13 protein-coding genes are annotated in these 17,596 nt (G+C 71.3%); 5 read left to right on the forward strand and 8 right to left on the reverse strand.

The annotated features are described in order from the left end of the window. Window positions 1–990, reverse strand: a complete 990-nt coding sequence (locus ACZ7LV_RS14035; RefSeq protein ID WP_471939072.1) for a DUF3048 domain-containing protein — start codon at window positions 988–990, stop codon at window positions 1–3. Window positions 991–1,230: 240 nt separating this feature from the next. On the opposite strand from ACZ7LV_RS14035, the gene ACZ7LV_RS14040 reads away from it, so the two are divergent. Further along, complete coding sequence (locus tag ACZ7LV_RS14040) at window positions 1,231–2,421, forward strand: zinc-dependent alcohol dehydrogenase (RefSeq protein ID WP_471939074.1); 1,191 nt, start codon at window positions 1,231–1,233, stop codon at window positions 2,419–2,421. Window positions 2,422–2,465: 44 nt separating this feature from the next. Here ACZ7LV_RS14040 and ACZ7LV_RS14045 read toward each other — a convergent pair whose 3' ends face one another. Next, entirely contained in the window at window positions 2,466–3,536 is a 1,071-nt protein-coding gene (locus tag ACZ7LV_RS14045; RefSeq protein WP_471939076.1) for an ATP-dependent DNA ligase, read from the reverse strand. A gap of 132 nt (window positions 3,537–3,668) precedes the next feature. Here ACZ7LV_RS14045 and ligD point away from each other — a divergent pair, with 132 nt between their 5' ends. Next, a complete protein-coding gene (gene ligD, locus ACZ7LV_RS14050) occupies window positions 3,669–4,691 on the forward strand; it encodes a non-homologous end-joining DNA ligase (RefSeq protein ID WP_471939077.1) in 1,023 nt (340 codons plus the stop codon). Window positions 4,692–4,717: 26 nt separating this feature from the next. Here the strand turns inward: ligD and ACZ7LV_RS14055 are convergent, their stop codons facing one another. Together ACZ7LV_RS14055 and ACZ7LV_RS14060 are read right to left on the reverse strand one after the other, a co-directional pair. Continuing rightward, window positions 4,718–6,913, reverse strand: a complete 2,196-nt coding sequence (locus ACZ7LV_RS14055) for an OmpL47-type beta-barrel domain-containing protein (RefSeq protein WP_471939224.1) — start codon at window positions 6,911–6,913, stop codon at window positions 4,718–4,720. Window positions 6,914–6,927: 14 nt separating this feature from the next. Further along, the gene (locus ACZ7LV_RS14060) at window positions 6,928–9,363 is read right to left on the reverse strand and encodes a ThuA domain-containing protein (RefSeq protein ID WP_471939226.1); all 2,436 of its coding nucleotides are present in this window, start codon (window positions 9,361–9,363) and stop codon (window positions 6,928–6,930) included. A 256-nt stretch (window positions 9,364–9,619) separates the two neighbouring features. On the opposite strand from ACZ7LV_RS14060, the gene ACZ7LV_RS14065 reads away from it, so the two are divergent. Together ACZ7LV_RS14065 and ACZ7LV_RS14070 are read left to right on the forward strand one after the other, a co-directional pair. Further along, window positions 9,620–10,666, forward strand: coding sequence for a multicopper oxidase domain-containing protein (locus ACZ7LV_RS14065; RefSeq protein WP_471939079.1), 1,047 nt, complete (start codon window positions 9,620–9,622; stop codon window positions 10,664–10,666). Between the two features lie 108 nt (window positions 10,667–10,774). Next, window positions 10,775–11,809 (forward strand): LacI family DNA-binding transcriptional regulator, encoded by a 1,035-nt coding sequence (locus ACZ7LV_RS14070; RefSeq protein ID WP_471939081.1) that lies wholly within the window; start codon window positions 10,775–10,777, stop codon window positions 11,807–11,809. Between the two features lie 141 nt (window positions 11,810–11,950). On the opposite strand, the gene ACZ7LV_RS14075 is transcribed toward ACZ7LV_RS14070, so the two are convergent. After that, window positions 11,951–12,736, reverse strand: coding sequence for a VOC family protein (locus ACZ7LV_RS14075; RefSeq protein WP_471939083.1), 786 nt, complete (start codon window positions 12,734–12,736; stop codon window positions 11,951–11,953). A 265-nt stretch (window positions 12,737–13,001) separates the two neighbouring features. On the opposite strand from ACZ7LV_RS14075, the gene ACZ7LV_RS14080 reads away from it, so the two are divergent. Further along, window positions 13,002–13,247, forward strand: a complete 246-nt coding sequence (locus tag ACZ7LV_RS14080; RefSeq protein ID WP_471939085.1) for a WhiB family transcriptional regulator — start codon at window positions 13,002–13,004, stop codon at window positions 13,245–13,247. A 74-nt stretch (window positions 13,248–13,321) separates the two neighbouring features. Here the strand turns inward: ACZ7LV_RS14080 and ACZ7LV_RS14085 are convergent, their stop codons facing one another. The 3 genes from ACZ7LV_RS14085 to ACZ7LV_RS14095 all read right to left on the reverse strand — a co-directional run bounded on the left by ACZ7LV_RS14085 (window position 13,322) and on the right by ACZ7LV_RS14095 (window position 17,590). Further along, window positions 13,322–14,296 carry an acyl-ACP desaturase gene (locus tag ACZ7LV_RS14085; RefSeq protein ID WP_471939087.1) on the reverse strand — a complete coding sequence of 325 codons (975 nt, stop codon included), beginning with the start codon at window positions 14,294–14,296 and terminating at the stop codon, window positions 13,322–13,324. Between the two features lie 136 nt (window positions 14,297–14,432). Continuing rightward, window positions 14,433–15,209: a dimethylargininase gene (gene ddaH, locus ACZ7LV_RS14090; RefSeq protein WP_471939089.1), complete on the reverse strand. Its 777-nt coding sequence runs from the start codon at window positions 15,207–15,209 to the stop codon at window positions 14,433–14,435. Between the two features lie 125 nt (window positions 15,210–15,334). Then, window positions 15,335–17,590, reverse strand: coding sequence for an ATP-binding cassette domain-containing protein (locus ACZ7LV_RS14095; protein WP_471939091.1), 2,256 nt, complete (start codon window positions 17,588–17,590; stop codon window positions 15,335–15,337). Window positions 17,591–17,596: the final 6 nt, after the last annotated feature.

The following is a 17,596-nucleotide window of genomic DNA, read 5'->3' on the forward strand; positions in this document are numbered from 1 at the left end:
TCACGCCCTGGTGAGCAGCACCCACACCTGGCCCTCGGCGAAGTTCAGCGGCGCGCCCTCGGGCGTGCTGAACCGCGTGCCCGCGCCCGGATCGGGGCGCTTCCAGAGCGCGTCGTACGTCCTTCCCCCACGCAGCACCTTCGCCGTGCCCGAGCCGACGGTCTGCGTGTACGGCGTGTTGCTGCCCCGGGAGTCGAAGTAGCCCGACGGGCGCATCCGCACGTACTGCACGACCACCGTCGCCGGCGCCGGGGGCCGCCCGTCCCTCGCCCCGGCGGCGTCCCCGTCCAGCGCGACCCGGTAGCGGTCCCGCCGCGCGTCCCAGGTGAAGGTGAAGCGGGCGGCCGGGTAGCGGACGGTCCGGGTGGTCTGCGCCGTGCCGCCCTCGGGGGCGGCGCCGAAGGTGAAGCCGGCGGGCGTGAGGGCTTCCCTGCCGGGGGCCGCGGGCATCAGGCGGTGGGGGCGCAGGTACAGGTTGTGCGGAGCCGCCCTGCCCCCGCCGCGGAAGTAGGCATCGGGACTCTCGCCCGGTGACGCGGCGCGCAGCGGGGACCGGTCGATCAGCGGCAGCAGCCTGGTCTGGGCGCCGGAGAAGGCGAGGACGGGTCGCTCGAACTGACGCAACAACTCCAGATCCGTCTCGCGGGCGCTGCGCACGGGACCGACCTCCTCGGGCAGGCCGCTCGCGTACACCGCCATCAGCCGGCTCAGACCGCCCTCGACCTGCTCGACGTAGACGACGTCCGCCGTACCGAGCCCGGTGTGCGGCCGGGCCGGGGGCGCGTTGTCGATCTTCACGGCGAGCACCGGCCCCACGGGCGGCGCGCTGGGGGACGGCGACGGCGTGGGTCTGGGGCGCGGCGCCCGTCCGTCGTCGTCGGGTGCGCCCCCGCCGCCCGTGCAGCCCGCCAGGAGCGAGACCGCCGCGCAGGCGAGCGCCGTCGCCGTCACGGCGGTCCGCCGCAGGCGCGCTCTTCGTCCCCAGCCCATGCCCACCGCCGCCACCCGACCTGTCCCGTGCCCTCGATTGTGTGGTTGTCCGTTCATCAATGGCCATACCCGGTCGGACCCGGTCGCTCTTACGCATGAGCCGATCGCGCATCCCGGCTAGCCCGCCCGGCCCAGTCGGCGGGCCGCCGCCCGGCCGACGGTTCGCCGCCGCACCCTCGGGTACCCGGGCCGCACCGCGGTACCGGAGGACGAGGACATGCGACGAAGGGAGTGCGGGTGATGAGGGCTGTGACGTGGCAGGGCAAGCGGGACGTACGGGTGGAGACCGTCCCCGATCCGCGGATCGAGGAGCCGACCGACGCCGTCATCCGCATCACCTCGACCGGGCTGTGCGGCTCCGACCTGCACCTGTACGAGGTGCTGACGCCGTTCATGACACCGGGCGACATCCTCGGGCACGAGCCCATGGGCATCGTCGAGGAGGTCGGTCCCGGGGTACCCGACCTGGCGGTCGGCGACCGGGTCGTCGTGCCGTTCCAGATCGCGTGCGGCAACTGCTGGATGTGTCTCAACTCGCTGCCCACGCAGTGCGAGACGACCCAGGTGACCGGCGAGGGCATGGGCGCCGCCCTGTTCGGCTACACCCGTCTGTACGGCTCGGTGCCGGGCGGCCAGGCCGAGTACCTGCGCGTCCCGCAGGCCCAGTTCGGCCCGATCAAGGTGCCGCAGGGGCCGCCCGACGACCGTTTCCTGTACCTGTCCGACGTGCTGCCCACGGCCTGGCAGGCGGTCGCGTACGCCGACATCCCGCAGGGTGGTTCCCTCGCCGTCCTCGGACTCGGCCCGATCGGCGACATGGCGTGCCGGGTCGCCCAGGTCCAGGGCGCCGGACGGGTGTTCGGCGTCGATCTGGTCCCCGACCGGCTGCGCCGGGCGAAGGAACGCGGCGTGGAGACCTTCGACCTGCGGGCGTTCGACACCGAGAAGGAACTGATCGCCGCCATCCGCGACGAGACCGACGGACGCGGTCCCGACGCCGTGATCGACGCGGTCGGCACCGAGGCGCACGGCAGCCTCGCCGCCCGCCTCACCCAGAAGGCGTCGGCCATGCTGCCGCGCAGGATCGGCGGCCCCCTCGCCGAACGCTTCAGCGTCGACCGGCTCGCCGCCCTGCACACCGCCATCGAGCTGGTGCGCCGCGGCGGCACCCTCTCGCTCTCCGGCGTCTACGGCGGCATGGCCGATCCGCTGCCGATGCTCACCCTGTTCGACAAGCAGCTCCAGATCCGGATGGGCCAGGCCAACGTCCGCCGCTGGGCCGACGAGATCCTGCCGTACCTGAGCGAGGACGACCCGCTCGGCGTCGACGACTTCGCCACCCACCGGCTGTCGCTGGACGAGGCGCCGCAGGCCTACGAGATGTTCCAGCACAAGCGGGACGGGGCCGTGAAGATCGTCATGCAGCCCTGAACCGGCCCGTGCGCCCGGCCGGCCGGGTCACCTGAAGGGCGGTCTCACGCCTGGGGCGCGAAGATCTCCGCGAGGTCGTAGCGCACCGGCTCGTCGAGCTGCGCATAGGTGCAGCTCTCCGGAGTGCGGTCCGGCCGCCAGCGGCGGAAGCGGGCCGTGTGGCGAAAGCGCGCGCCGTTCTCCATGTGGTCGTACGCCACCTCGCACACGCGTTCCGGTCTGAGCGGCACCCAGGACAGGTCCTTCTTGCCCGACCAGCGGCTCGGCGCCCCCGGCAACCGGGCAGTCTCGTGCGCCGCCTCCTGGGCCCAGGCCGCCCACGGATGCCCCGTCACCTCGTCCAGACGCAGCGGTTCCAGCTCCTCGATCAGCTCCGCGCGCCGGGCCATGGAGAAGGCCGCCGACACCCCGACGTGCTGGAGGGCGCCCTTGTCGTCGTACAGGCCGAGCAGCAGCGAGCCGACCACGGGTCCGCTCTTGTGCAGCCGGTAGCCGGCCACGACGACATCGGCCGTCCGCTCGTGCTTGACCTTGAACATGGCCCGCTCGTCCGGGCGGTAGCCCAGCGTCAGCGGTTTGGCGACCACACCGTCCAGGCCCGCCCCTTCGTACTGCTCGAACCACTGCCGCGCCACGTCGATGTCGGTCGTCGCCGGCGCCACGTGCACCGGGGCCGTCACCCCGGACAACGCCATCACCAGCAGCGCGCGGCGGTCGGCGAGCGGTACGTCGAGCAGCGAGCGGTCGGCCAGCGCCAGCAGGTCGAAGGCGACGAACGAGGACGGGGTCCGCTCGGCCAGGGTCCGCACCCGGGACGCGGCCGGATGGATCCGCTCGGTGAGCGCGTCGAAGTCCAGCCGGCCCTCCCGGGCGATCACGATCTCCCCGTCCAGCACGCAGCGCTGCGGCAACCGCTCCTTGAGCGCCTCCACCAGCTCCGGGAAGTACCGCGTCAGCGGCTTGGTGGTACGGCTGCCGAGCTCGACCTCGTCGCCGTCGCGGAACACGATCGCGCGGAAGCCGTCCCACTTCGCCTCGTAGTGCATGTCCGGCGGGATCTTCGCCACTGACTTGGCGAGCATCGGCTTGACGGGCGGCATCACCGGCAGGTCCATGCTCCGACTCTAGGCGGACTCCGGACGCGGCGCCGTGCCGGCGGCGAGGGACTGCTCCGGACGCGGTGGGGCGCGGAGGCGGCGGCCGACGCCCGGGTGCGGGACGGGGGCGGTGCGCCTACCGTGGCTCGCATGGGTGACGCGGTGGAACTGGAGGCGGGCGGCCGCACGGTACGGCTGTCCAGTCCCGGCAAGGTGTTCTTCCCGGAGCGCGGCTTCACCAAGCTGGACCTCGCCCGGTACTACCTCGCCGTGGGCCCCGGCATCCTGCGCGCCCTGCGCGACCGGCCCACCACCCTGGAGCGCTACCCCGAGGGCGTGGGCGGCGAGTCCTTCTTCCAGAAGCGGGCACCGAAGAACATGCCCGACTGGATCCCGACCGCCCACATCACCTTCCCGAGCGGCCGCAGCGCCGACGAGATGTGCCCGACGGAGGAGGCCGCCGTCGTGTGGGCCGCCCAGTACGGCACCCTCACCTTCCACCCGTGGCCGGTGCGCCGCGACGACGTCGACAGCCCCGACGAACTGCGCATCGACCTCGACCCGCAGCCCGGCACCGACTTCGACGACGCGGTCCGCGCCGCCCACGAACTGCGGTCCGTCCTCGACGAGTTCGGCGGCCTGCGGGGCTTCCCCAAGACCTCCGGAGGCCGCGGCCTGCATGTCTTCGTGCCCATCGAGCCCCGCTGGACCTTCACCCAGGTCCGCCGCGCCGCGATCGCCGTCGGCCGGGAGATGGAGCGCAGGATGCCCGAGCACGTCACCATCAAGTGGTGGAAGGAGGAGCGGGGCGAGAAGATCTTCATCGACTACAACCAGACCGCGCGGGACCGCACGATCGCCTCCGCCTACTCGGTGCGTCCCCGTCCGCACGCCCCCGTCTCGGCGCCGCTGCGCTGGGAGGAGGTCGGGGTGGCGCACCCCCGGGACTTCGACCTCGCGACGATGCCCGCGCGCTTCGCCGAACTCGGCGACGTGCACGCGGACATGGACGACCGGCGCTACTCGCTGGACGCGCTGCTGGAGCTCGCGAACAAGGACGAGCGCGACCACGGGCTCGGCGATCTGCCGTACCCGCCCGAGTACCCGAAGATGCCGGGCGAGCCCAAGCGGGTGCAGCCGAGCCGCGCGAAGAAGGGCGACCCCACGACGTAGGGCCGCCCCATGACTTCACCGAACGGTCACAGCTCCTTGATCCGGATGTCCCGGTAGGAGACCACGTCCGTCGTGCCGTGCACCTGGAGCCCGATGTAGCCGGAGGCGAACCGCCGCCCGTCCGTGCCCGGGTCGTCCGAGCGGGGCGGGGAGAAGTCCTGACCGCCGATGTTGTCGAACTCGTTGATCAGCTTGCCGTTGCGGTAGACCGAGTAGTGCTGGTCCACCACGCGGATCTCGTAGTCGTTCCACGTGCCCTTCTGGGTGACGCCCGCGCCCGCGAGCCCCACCCGGTCGAAGCCGTAGACCGACCCCGTCTTGTACATGTCGCCGGTGGGCGAGTCGAACACCTGCACCTCGTGCCCGTACTTGATGGCGACCCACTCCGGCCGCGTCTCCTCCGGGTGGTCGTGGACGTACGGGAACCGCACGAACACCCCGGAGTTGGCGTTGCCGGTGCCGGGAGCGTCGTCCCGCCACTGGAGCTTCAGCGAGAAGTCGCCGTACTTGCGCTGCGGGAACCACAGCATGCCGAGACCTGCCCGGGTGGTGCCGCTGGTCATGGTGCCGTCGGCGTTGAGCGCGAACGAACCGCCGCCCACATGGCTCCACTTGGCGAAGGAGTCCGCGGTGCCGTCGAACAGCGGACGGTAGCCCTCGGTCTGGCCGGGCTTGCCGATACCGGACTGGCGGGCGGCCCTGGTGACGACGTTGTACTCACGGTTGTCGATCACGCCGTCGGCGCGCAGCCCGTCCAGCACCTGCTTGACGTGCTTGAGGAACAGCGCGTGGGACGTCCACTCCTTCTCGTCCTCGATCAGCTCGTTGATCCGGCACCGGTTCTCGGTGAGCCGGTTCGGCACGCCCGTGTCGACCGTGCCGACAACGACCGTCAGCCGCTCGTCGTACTCGGGACAGGGCGGCGCCGGCACGCCACCCGCGACCACCGTGAAGCTCACGGTGCGCGCCGCGGAGGTGTTGCCCGCCGTGTCGCTCGCCCGGTACGCCAGGGTGTGCGCGCCCGCCCGGTCGACGATCACGGGCCCGCCGTACGCGAGGTACGGCCCGCCGTCGAGCGAGTACTCGACGCTCGCGACCTCACCGCCGTGGTCGGTGGCGCTGACGGTGACCTCGGCGCTCCCCACGTAGGCCCCGTCGGAGTTGCGGGTGCCCTCGACGGTCACCCCCGTCACCGGCGGTGTGGTGTCCTGCGGCGGCGCCGCGACGACCGTGAACTGCACGCTCTTCTCGGCCGCGACGTTGCCCGCCTTGTCGGTGGCGCGGTAGCGGACGGTGTGGGTGCCCACCTGATGCACCATCACCGGCTGTGCGTACGGCTGCCAGGCGCCGGACGCCCCGATCGCGTACTCGATCGTGTTGACGCCGGAACCCGTGTCGGACGCGGAGACGGTGACCGTCGCCATGTCGACGTAGGTGCCGTCGGGGTTCTGCTCACCGCTGACCGACGCCGAGGTGTCCGGCGCCGTGGTGTCGTCCGACTGCGGCGCCACCACCGTGAACTCGGCGCTCTTCTCGGCGGACACATTGCCCGCCTTGTCGAACGCCCGGTAGCGGACCTTGTGGTCGCCGACCTGGTCGACGACGACCGGGGCCGTGTACGGCTGCCAGGCGCCGGCGTCGCCGACGGCGTACTCGATCCGGTCGACCCCGGAGCCACCGGTCTCGTCGGTCGCGTGCACCGCCACGCTCGCCGAGCCGACGTACTGGCCCTGCTGGTTCTGCGTGCCGCTGACGTGCGCCGACGCCTCGGGCGCGGTGGTGTCCTCGCCGCCGCCCTCGGTCACCGTGAGGATGCCCTGCATCATGCCGTGGCCCGGGATGGTGCAGTGGTAGAAGTACCGGCCCGGCGTGAGCGTGACCTCGGCGGTGTGCTTGCCGCCCTGGTCGTCGTTGGGGTTGGCGAGGATGTTGAGCTGGACGTCGCTGTTGAACTCCGGGTCGCTGGTCACGAACGTCAGCGTGTGCGGCATGCCGGTGGTGTTGCCGGTCGCCTCACTGTTCTCGAAGACGATCGTGGCCTGGCCCGCCACCGCCGTGGTGGGTGCCGAGGCGTACTTGTCGATGGCGTTGCCGGCCGTCCAGGTCAGCACCTGGGCGGCGGCTGCACTGTCCGCTCGGTCGGACCGCTCGGTCTGCCCGGCCGCCGTGGCGGCCTGGAGCCCGAGCACCATGAGGAGCGCGGCCAGCAGGGCCGCCCACATTCTTCGTTGGCCTGTCACTGCTGTGTCCCCCTCGCCAGCTGACCGGCGGCCGGCGTGGGACCGCCGCCCTGGTACGTCACGCGCCACAGTGCCGACCTCGGGTCCGAGGTGAAGAAGCCACGCCCGTAGTCGAGGACGTACAGCGCGCCGTCCGGACCGAACTTCCAGTCCATCAGGTTCTTGATGCCGTCGTTGCCGATCGGCACGATCTTCTTCAGCGACTCCGAGTGGACCGGCAGCCCGCCGTCACCCAGGGTCTTCGGATCCATCAGTACGGCGTTGCGCGGTTGGTCGGCGTCGTAGAAGTCGCCGACGAACCACTTGCCGTCCCAGTACGCGGGCCACTTGACGGCGCTGTCGGCCGACACGTCCTCGGACCGGTACACCGGACCGTTCATCGCGGCCTGTCCGCCGCCCTTCAGCCACGGCAGCCGGTAGGTGGCCTCCTCCTGCTTGTAGGAGGGGACACCGGCCGCGTCACGTGGGAAGTCCGGTGCGCCGCCCTGGGGCGAGTACCAGATGTTGTTGCCGGTGACCGGCGGCAGGTTCACGAGACCGTCGTTGTTCGGGGACTCGTTCTTCGGGTGGTCGCAGTCGTACCAGCCGAGCGGCTTCGAGGGATCCGGCAGGTTGCGGTCCCGGTAGGGCTGCTTGTTGCCCATGCAGTACGGCCAGCCCCGGTTGCTCGCCTTGGTGATGGCGGCGAAGGTGTCGTACTTCGCGGGGCCCCAGGTCGTCGAGGGCGCCGAGGCGTCCGGGCCCACCCAGCCCGCGTACAGGACGTCCGTCTTCTTGTCGACGAAGATGCGGGCCGGGTTCCTGACCCCCATCACATAGATCTCGCCGCGGGTCTTCCCGCCACCCTCGGCGGTCTCCTCACCGGTGAAGAGGTTGCCCTCCGGGAGCGTGTAGGTCCCGTCCGCCTCCGGGTGGATGCGCAGGATCTTGCCGTTGAGGTTGTTGGTGTTGCCGGCGGTGCGGCGCGCGTCGGCGAACGAGACGCCCTTGTAGTTCGGCTCCGGGTTGTTGCCCGAGTAACCGCCGCTGAAGCCGCTGGAGTTGTTGTCGCCGGTCGCGATGTACAGGTTGCCCTCGGAGTCCCAGGCCATCCCGCCACCGGCGTGGCAGCAGCTGTGGATCTGCACCGGCCAGTGCAGCAGCACCTTCTCGCTGCCCAGGTCCAGCTTGTTGGTGGCGAGGTCCAGCGTGAAGCGGGAGACCCGCCGCTCGGCCATCCTGGCGTCGCGGTCGATCTGCGAGTGCGGCGTCCAGTGCAGGTACACCCAGCCGTTGTCCTCGAAGCGCGGGTCCAGCTCGATGCCGAGCAACCCCTCCTCGACCTTGACCAGTTCGTCGCCGCCGCCCTTGTTGCCGAAGACGGTCAGCGCACCGGCCAGGGTGACCTGCTTGGTCTTCGGGTCGTAGACGTGGATCTCGCCCTTGCCCTTGCCGATGTCCGGGTTGTTCCAGTCGGTGATCACCGGCTGGGAGGAGTCGGCGCCGCCGCGGCCGATGTACAGCACACGGCCGTCGGGGGCGGCGACCAGGCCGTGCGGCTCGCCGATCTGGTCGTTCTGACCGGGCTGGTTCGCCTTGGTCAGCCGCTCCGCCTTGTAGTTGGCGTTGATCGTCGCCTTGCAGTCGGCCCGCGCGATACGGGTCGTCCACTGCAGGGCGCCGCGCAGATGGGCGCGGAAGTCGGTCTCGTCGTACGACGACACCGTGCCGCCCATGCCGGTGTAGAAGGAACGGCCGCCGTCGTAGTCGCGGCACCAGCTGATCGGGTGGTCCCAGCCGTTGGCGCTCGCGCCGGGCTGGTAGGTCGACTCGCGCACCCGGGCCACCGTGTGCACCTCGCCGGACGGGTTCTTCACCCAGTTCGGCCACTGGTCGGGCCGCTTCCACTGGACCGGCAGGTCCTTGGTGGCCGGGTGGACGCGGTCGCCCACCTCGACGGTGGCCCGCTGGACGGACGCCGGACTGTTCGGCGCCGGGCGGGCGCCGACGAGGCCGGTGTACCAGTCGGAGTACGGCTCGGCGCGGGCGGCGTCATGGATGCCGACGAAACCGCCGCCGGCCTCCATGTAGGCCTCCAGGCCCGCCTCCTGCTCCGGCTCCAGCACGTCGCCGCCGCCGGTCAGGAACACGATCGCGTTGTAACGGCCCAGCCTGGTCTCGTTGGTGAAGACCGAGGCGTCGTCCGTGGCCTCGGTCCTGAAACGCTGGTTGGCCGGCCCGGTCAGGCCGATCTGCTCGATCGCCTCGATGCCGGCGTTCACCACGGGTGACTCGTCGCCGGCTGCCGCGGAGCCGTGGAAGACCAGCACGCGGACGTTGGAGCCGCCGGGGGGCGACTTGACGGACATCGTTGTCAGGGACGGATCCGGGGCCGGGCGGGCACTCGCGGCCGAGCCGGAGAGCAGGCCCGCGGTGACTAATCCGGCGGTCAGGGCGGCCGTCCAGGCCCGCCGTCCGGTTTTCGTCCTTCTCGGCGGACTGAGGAAACGGTTGGGTCTGTGGTGCGATGTGGACCGCATGTGGTCATCCACCCCTCGTCGGTCACAGCAACAGCGCCTAGAAGCTAGACCTCTTTGCTCGGTTCGCCAAGAGATATGACCGGGATCGAACGAACTTTGTCCTGACTGTGGATAAACGGCGCCGTCCCCGCTACCGTCTCGAATCCCGTACCGCAGTGGGGAGTTCGGCATGGACAGACGTGGGTTCAACCGGCGGGTCCTCCTGGGTGGCGCCGCTGTCGGCGGAGCCGCCGTCGCGACATCGTTGTCCCTGGGCACGGAGGCGACCGGCGCCGGTCGGACGACGACGGCGCGGACGGCCCCGGCCGGAGGCCAGGTCAGACACATCAAGCTCTACGCGGAGAAGCTCGCCGACGGGCAACTCGGCTACGGCTTCGAGAAGGGCAAGGCGAGCATCCCGGGGCCCTTGATCGAGCTCAACGAGGGCGACACCGTGCACATCGAGTTCGAGAACACCACGGACATCGACGTGAGCCTGCACGTGCACGGGCTGGACTACGAGATCACCAGTGACGGCACCAAGCTCAACAAGAGCCATGTGGGGCCGGGTGGGACCCGTACCTACACCTGGCGCACCCATGTGCCCGGCCGCCGCAAGGACGGCACCTGGCGGGCGGGCAGCGCGGGCTACTGGCACTACCACGACCACGTGGTGGGCACGGAACACGGCACCGGCGGGATCCAGAAGGGCCTCTACGGACCGGTGATCGTCCGCAGGCAGGGCGACGTGCTGCCGGACCGCACCCACACGATCGTCTTCAACGACCTGCGCATCAACAACAGAGCGCCGCACACCGGGCCCGACTTCGAGGCCACGGTGGGGGACCGGGTGGAGTTCGTCGTGATCACCCACGGCGAGTACTACCACACCTTCCACATGCACGGTCACCGCTGGGCCGACAACCGCACCGGCATGCTGACCGGACCCGACGATCCCAGCCAGGTCGTCGACAACAAGATCGTGGGCCCGGCCGACTCCTTCGGCTTCCAGGTGATCGCGGGCGAGGGCGTGGGCGCCGGGGCGTGGATGTACCACTGCCATGTGCAGAGTCACTCGGACATGGGGATGGTGGGCCTGTTCCTGGTGAAGAAGACGGACGGGACGATCCCCGGGTACGAGCCGCACGACCCGCACGAGCCGCACACGGCGGACGGCGCCAAGGACGCCGCGGGGGCGGCCGGAGCCGAGGGCGCGCACGGCGCCCACCATCACTGAGCGGCGGGTCACCGGCACGGAGCGGGGGGCGTTCGCGTGGTGAGCGCCCCCTCCCGCGTGCCGGCGTGCGGTTATCCTGATCGGCAAGCGCCGGTGAGGAGTCCCGAAGTGTCCGAGGCAGTGTCACGTCCCACGCTGGAGGCCGTGGCAGCCCGGGCCGGGGTGTCGCGCGCCACCGTCTCGCGGGTGGTCAACGGCGGGGACGGAGTGCGCGAGCCGCTGATCGAACGGGTGCGGCGCGCCGTCGACGAACTGGGGTACGTGCCCAACCAGGCGGCCCGCAGCCTGGTGACCAGGCGCCACGACGCCGTCGCCGTCGTCATCGCCGAGCCGGAGACCCGCGTCTTCGCCGACCCCTTCTTCGCGCTCCAACTCCGCGGCATCAGCAAGGAGCTGACGGCGCACGACAACCAGCTCGTCCTGCTGCTCACGGAGGGCCGCGACGACCACGCCCGCGTCGGCCGCTATCTCGCGGGCGGACACGTCGACGGGGCGCTGGTGTTCTCGCTGCACCTCGACGACGCCCTGCCGGCCCTGATCCGGGGCGCCGGCGTCCCCACCGTCTTCGGCGGCCGGCCGGACTGGAGTGACGACGGCGACGGTGCCGTCTACGTCGACAGCGACAACCGGGGCGGCGCCCGCGAGGCCGTACGGCATCTCGTGGGCCTCGGCCGCGGCCGCGTCGCGCACATCGCCGGAGCCCTCGACCAGAGCTCCGCGGTCGACCGACTCGACGGCTTCCGGGACGTCATGGCCGACACCGACCCGCGGCTCGTCGCCGAGGGCGACTTCACCCCGGCGGGGGGCGAGCGGGCGATGCGCGAACTCCTGGAGCGTCACCCCGACCTGGACGCCGTGTTCGCCGCGAACGACCTCATGGCGTCGGGTGCCCTGCGCGTGCTGCGGGAGACCGGGCGGCGGGTCCCCGACGACGTCGCCGTGGTCGGCTTCGACGACATGCTGCCCCTCGCCGAGCAGACCGACCCGCCGCTCACCACGGTCCGTCAGGACATAGAGGGGATGGGCCGGCTGATGGCCCGCCTCCTGCTTCGCCGGCTGCGCGCGGGGCACGGCGAGCCGGAGGAGGACACCGAGCCCGGTGTCGTCCTGTCGACGACTCTGGTGCGCCGCGCCTCCGCCTAGCGCCTGTCCGGCGGATCATGCCGGAATCGCGGTGCCTGGGGCGCCGTTGCCCGGAACCGGCCTGATCCGCCGGACGGGCCCTCGCGCCGCCTGGGCCCCCGCCGAGGGCGTGAGGCGCGGGGGTGCTGAGGGTCCGGCGGCTCAGGTCTGCGACGCTGCGGTCCTGATCAGCGCGAAGCGGGCGCCGTAGGGATCGGCCAGCTTGGCGACGCGGCCCACGCCGGGCAGGTCCACGGGCTCCCTGCGGACCGTGCCGCCGAGCTCCCGGGCCCTGGCCACCACGGCGTCCGTGTCGGTGACCTCGAAGTACGGCAGCCAGTGCGGCACGTCCTCCGCCGGGTCGTCGGCCAGCGGGACCAGACCGCCGAACATCGTGTCCTCGTCCTGCCCCGCCGGGTTGAAGCAGGTGTACGAGCCGCCCGGGAAGTGCACCGCCGAGGTCTCCCAGCCGAGCAGCCTGTTGTAGTAGCCGGCGGCCGCCGCGATGTCCGGCGTGTACAGCTCCAGCCAGCACAGCGCGCCAGGGGCGTCGAGCACGTCCACGCCCTTGTTCAGGCCGGGCTGCCAGATGCCGAACGGCACGTTCTGCCGGTCCGCCAGGATCGCCATGCGGCCCTGGTCCAGCACGTCCATGGGCTCCACGAGCACCCGCCCGTGCGCCTGCTCGGCCGCCTTCGCCGTGGCCTGCGCGTCGGGGCTGTGGAAGTACACCGTCCAGGACGGCGGGCCCTGTTCGCCGGTGGCCCGCATGCCGCCGGCCACGGTCAGGCCGTCGAGCTGGAAGAAGCCGTAGCCGCCGGCCTCGGGTCCCGCCGAGCGGAACCGCCAGCCGAAGAGACCGCCGTAGAAGTGGACGGCGCCGTCGATGTCGGGGGTGGCGACATCGATCCAGTTCGGAGCGCCGTTGACGAAACGGGTGCTGAGCATCGTTGCCTCCCGGTCGGACCCGCTGCCTGCACTGCCGAGTCTCGCACCGCCCACCGGCGATCGCGTGGCGGACACCACGCGCCGAACGCTTCCTTGACGCTCACCTTCCGTGACGGGCGGGATCCTCCTCGTCGCCGCCGCTCCCGCGCGCCGCCGTGCGTCACGCCCCGCCGCACGGGCATCATCGGGGCGGCCGGGGGCCCTGGGACGGGGCGTTGAGCGCGCGTTGATCGAACGTTTTTCGCGCCGGGGCAGGCTCTGCGTCATGCACTACGAAACCAGCACCCCCGCGGACACCGCATGGCAGGCCGGGGCCCTGTGCGCTCAGACGGGGTCGGACTTCTTCTTTCCCGAGCCGGGCAGCTCGGTGCGTGAGGCGAAGCGCATCTGCGGCCTGTGCGAGATGCGCTCCGCCTGCCTCGACTACGCCCTGCGGAACGACGAGCGCTTCGGCGTCTGGGGAGGCCTCTCCGAGAAGGAGCGCCTCCACCTCCGCCGCACCTCCTGCTGACGGCAAGTCGCCCTGTCGACAGGGCGATTCAGGACGACGTGCCGCACGTCGTGCCGCCCCGTCCGGCGGAGGGGTCAGGCCGCCCCGCGTGCCGCCATCCGCGCCTTGCGCGCCGCGAGCTTCTCGTCGAACTTCAGGGCCTCGGCGTCCAGCCCGTCCATGAAGAGCCCGAGTTCCTCCTGGGCCTTGAGGCCCTCGGGGCCGAGCCCGTCGATCTCCATGATCTTCAGGAAGCGCAGCACGGGCTGGAGCACGTCGTCGTGGTGGATGCGCATGTTGTAGACCTCGCCGATGGCCATCTGCGCGGCGGCCCGCTCGAAGCCGGGGATGCCGTGGCCGGGCATGCGGAAGTCCACGACGACGTCCCGCACCGCCTGCATGGTCAGGTCGGGCGCCAGCTCGAAGGCCGCCTTCAGCAGGTTCCGGTAGAACACCATGTGCAGGTTCTCGTCGGTGGCGATGCGCGCCAGCATCCGGTCGCAGACGGGGTCACCCGACTGGTGGCCGGTGTTGCGGTGCGAGATCCGGGTCGCGAGCTCCTGGAAGGCGACGTAGGCGACAGAGTGCAGCATCGAGTGCCGGTTGTCCGACTCGAAGCCCTCGCTCATGTGCGACATCCGGAACTGCTCCAGCTTGTCCGGGTCCACCGCGCGCGACGTCAGCAGGTAGTCGCGCATCACGATGCCGTGCCGGCCCTCCTCGGCGGTCCAGCGGTGCACCCAGGTGCCCCAGGCGCCGTCGCGGCCGAAGAGGGAGGCGATCTCGTGGTGGTAGCTGGGGAGGTTGTCCTCGGTCAGCAGATTGACGACCAGTGCGATCCGGCCGATCTCGGTGACCTTGGACTGGTCCTTCTCCCAGGCCTCGCCGTCCTCGAAGAGGCCGGGGAAGTTACGGCCGTCGGTCCAGGGCACGTACTCGTGCGGCATCCAGTCCTTGGCGACCTTCAGATGGCGGTTGAGCTCCTTCTCGACCACTTCCTCCAGGGCGTACAGCAGCCGGGCGTCGGTCCAGACGGAGGGGCTGCCGAGGTGCGGAGAGGTGATCGTCACGGGTACTCCAGGGGGACGTGGGACTAAGAGTGTCGGACCGGCGAGCGGCGCCGGAACCTACGGGATCGTAGGCTACGAATCCGTAGGTTACGAAGACGTAGGTTAAGTGCGCTGTAAAGACCCCTGTTCAGACCCTCTAGGCATACAGCTCACGGAGCCGCACCGAGAGGCATGTCACAGATCCTTCGAGTTTCTCGAACTCGCTGATGTCCACGACCACCGGGGTGTAGCCGAGGTCCGTGAAGAGCTCGGCGGTCTTCGGGGCACTGGCGGCCATGAGCAGTTTGTCCCCGCCGAGCAGCACCACATGGGAGCCGGAGGGCTCCGGCACATGGAGGAAACGCCCGAACAGCGACGGCGTGTCCATCAGCGGAATGTGCCCGATCACGGTCCCGTCCGGCAACGCCGTGACCGCCGACTTCAGATGCAGCACCTTGCTGACCGGTACGGCGACGACACGCGCCCCCAGCGGCTCGAAGGCGGCCCGCAGTTGCCGCAGCCCGGCCGCGTCGGTGCGGCCGCCGCGGCCGACGTAGATCGTGTCGCCGATCTTCAGCACGTCACCGCCGTCCAGGGTGCCCGGCTCCCAGATCCAGTTCACCGAGCAGCCCAGACGGGCGACGACCTCCTCGACGCCCTCCGTCTCGTCCCGCCGGGACTCGGCACCGGAGCGCGCGATCAGCGCGACGTTCCGGTACATGACCACGGTGTCCTCGACGAACACGGCGTCCGGGCAGTCCTCCGCGGGATCGACCTCGATCGTCTCCCAGCCGTGGGTGCGCAGCGCCTCCGCGTACGCCTCCCACTGCCGGACCGCGAGCTCCGCGTCGGCCTTCTCCCGCGGGATGTGCGTCACCAGGCCCTCGGCGAGGCGCGGGCCGGGGCGACGGATGAGGGCCTTCTTGCTGGGCACGAGCGGTCTCCGTATCGGATGGGGCGTTCTTGCTGTCCGGTTACCCGGCCGCGGCCGGAACCTGTCGGGGCCGGCCGACATCATGCAGGGACATTGTGGAAGAGGACAGCCCCCGGAGCGCGCACCTACGCCGACACCCTCCGCAGGTGCTCGCCCGTGAAGGACCCCTCGAAGCCCGACAGCTCGCCCGGCGTCCCCTCGAACACCACCCGGCCGCCGTCCCGGCCGCCGCCGGGGCCCAGGTCGATCACCCAGTCGGCGTGCGCCACCACCTCGAGCGAGTGCTCCACGACGACCACCGTGTTCCCGGCGTCCACGAGTACGTCCAGGAGCCGGAGCAGCCCGTCGACGTCCGACAGGTGCAGCCCGGTCGTCGGTTCGTCGAGGACGTACACCGTGCCGGTGCGGTGCAGCCGGGTCGCGAGCTTGATCCGCTGCCGCTCACCCCCCGACAGCGTGGACAGCGGCTGTCCCAGCGTCAGATAGGGGAGCCCGACCTCCTTCAGGGCGCGCAGCCGGCGCCGTACCCCCGCGTCCTGGAAGAACCCCAGTGCCTGGTCGGCGGTCATCTCCAGCACGTCGGCCACCGAGGTCCCGCGGACGGTCAGCGCCAGCACCTCCTCCCGGAACCGCCGCCCCTCGCAGTCGGGGCAGGTCGTCGTCACCGGGTCCATGAAGGCGAGGTCCGTGAAGAGGACCCCGCGCCCCTCGCAGGTCCCGCACGCGCCCGTCGAGTTGAAGCTGAACAGCCCCGGCGCGACGCCCGTCTCCCGGGCGAAGACCCGCCGCACGGTGTCCATCACCCCGAGGTAGGTGGCCGGGGTGGACCGTGCGGAGATGCCGATGGAGGACTGGTCCACCACCACGGCGTCCGGGTGAGCGGCCGTCAACTGCGTCACCAGCGTGCTCTTGCCGGACCCGGCGACCCCGGTCACCGCGCACAGCACCCCGGTCGGGAACCGCACCGTCACGTCCCGCAGGTTGTGCCGGCCGGCGTCCTTCACCCACAGCCCTCCCGTCGCCCGCCGGGCGGGCTCCTTGACGGTCGTGCGGCGCCCCAGGCAGCGCCCGGTCGGCGTGTCGGCGGCCGCCAGCTCGCCCGGTGTCCCCTCGAACACCACCCGCCCGCCGTCGGCGCCCGCCCCCGGTCCCATGTCGACGACGTGGTCGGCCAGCGCGATGACGTCGGGGTCGTGCTCCACCACCAGCACGGTGTTGCCCTTGTCCCGCAGCCGCAGCAGCAGGTCGCCCAGCCGCCCGACGTCGCGCGGGTGCAGCCCGACGCTCGGCTCGTCGAAGATGTACGTCATCCCGGTCAGGCTGGAGCCCAGATGACGCACGGTCTTCAGGCGCTGCCCCTCGCCGCCGGACAGCGTCGACGTCTCCCGGTCGAGGCTGAGGTAGCCGAGGCCGATCGCCTCGACGCGTTCCAGAGCGGCGACGGCGGCCCCGGCGACCGGTCCCGCCATCGGGTCGTCGATGCCCTTCAGCACACCGATCAGGTCGGTCACCTGCATCCGGGCGCAGTCGGCGATCGACAGCCCGCCGATCCGGGTGGCGAGCGCCGCCTCGTTCAGCCGGGCGCCCCCGCACCGCGGGCAGGTCCCCTCCGCGAGGTACTCCCGCACCAGGTCGCGGGTCTTCTGGCTCAGCGCCGACAGGTCACGCTTCAGGTACAGCCGCTCGAAGCGGTCCGCGAGCCCCTCGTAGTCCGTCGTCCAGGTGCCGCCCGAGCCGCTCACCGAGACCTTGCTGCCGGGCCGTCCCCGCATCAGGAACTCCCGTTCGGCGGCGGTGAACTCTCCCACCGGCTTGTCCGGGTCCAGCTCGTCGCTGTTGGTGTACGTCTTCCCCTGCCAGGTCCCCGCGGTGAACGGCGGGAAGCGGACCGCGCCGTCCGCCAGCGACCGGGCCGGATCGAGGATGCGGTCCCAGTCGGGCCGGACCGCCCGGCCCAAGCCGTCGCAGTCGGGGCACATGCCCGACGGGTCGTTGAACGAGTACGCCGTGGCCGCACCGGCGCTCGGGGTGCCGTGCCGCGAGTACAGCACGCGGAGCACCGACTGGATGTCCGTCATGGTGCCGACGGTGGACCGGGAATGGCCCCCGATCGGCCGCTGGTCGACCACGATCGCGGGCGTGAGGTCCTCCATCCCGTCCGCGTGCGGCCGCTCGTACTTGGGCAGCCGGTTGCGCACGAACCAGGTGAAGGTCTCGTTGAGCTGGCGCTGCGACTCGACCGCGATCGTGTCGAGGACGACGGACGACTTGCCCGATCCCGAAACGCCGGTGAACACGGTCAGCCGGCCTTTCGGGATGCGCAGGGTGACGTCCTTCAGGTTGTTCTCACGGGCTCCGGTCAGGGTGATGTACTCGGTCATGCCTGT

Source organism: Streptomyces sp. NPDC107562 (assembly GCF_055657325.1).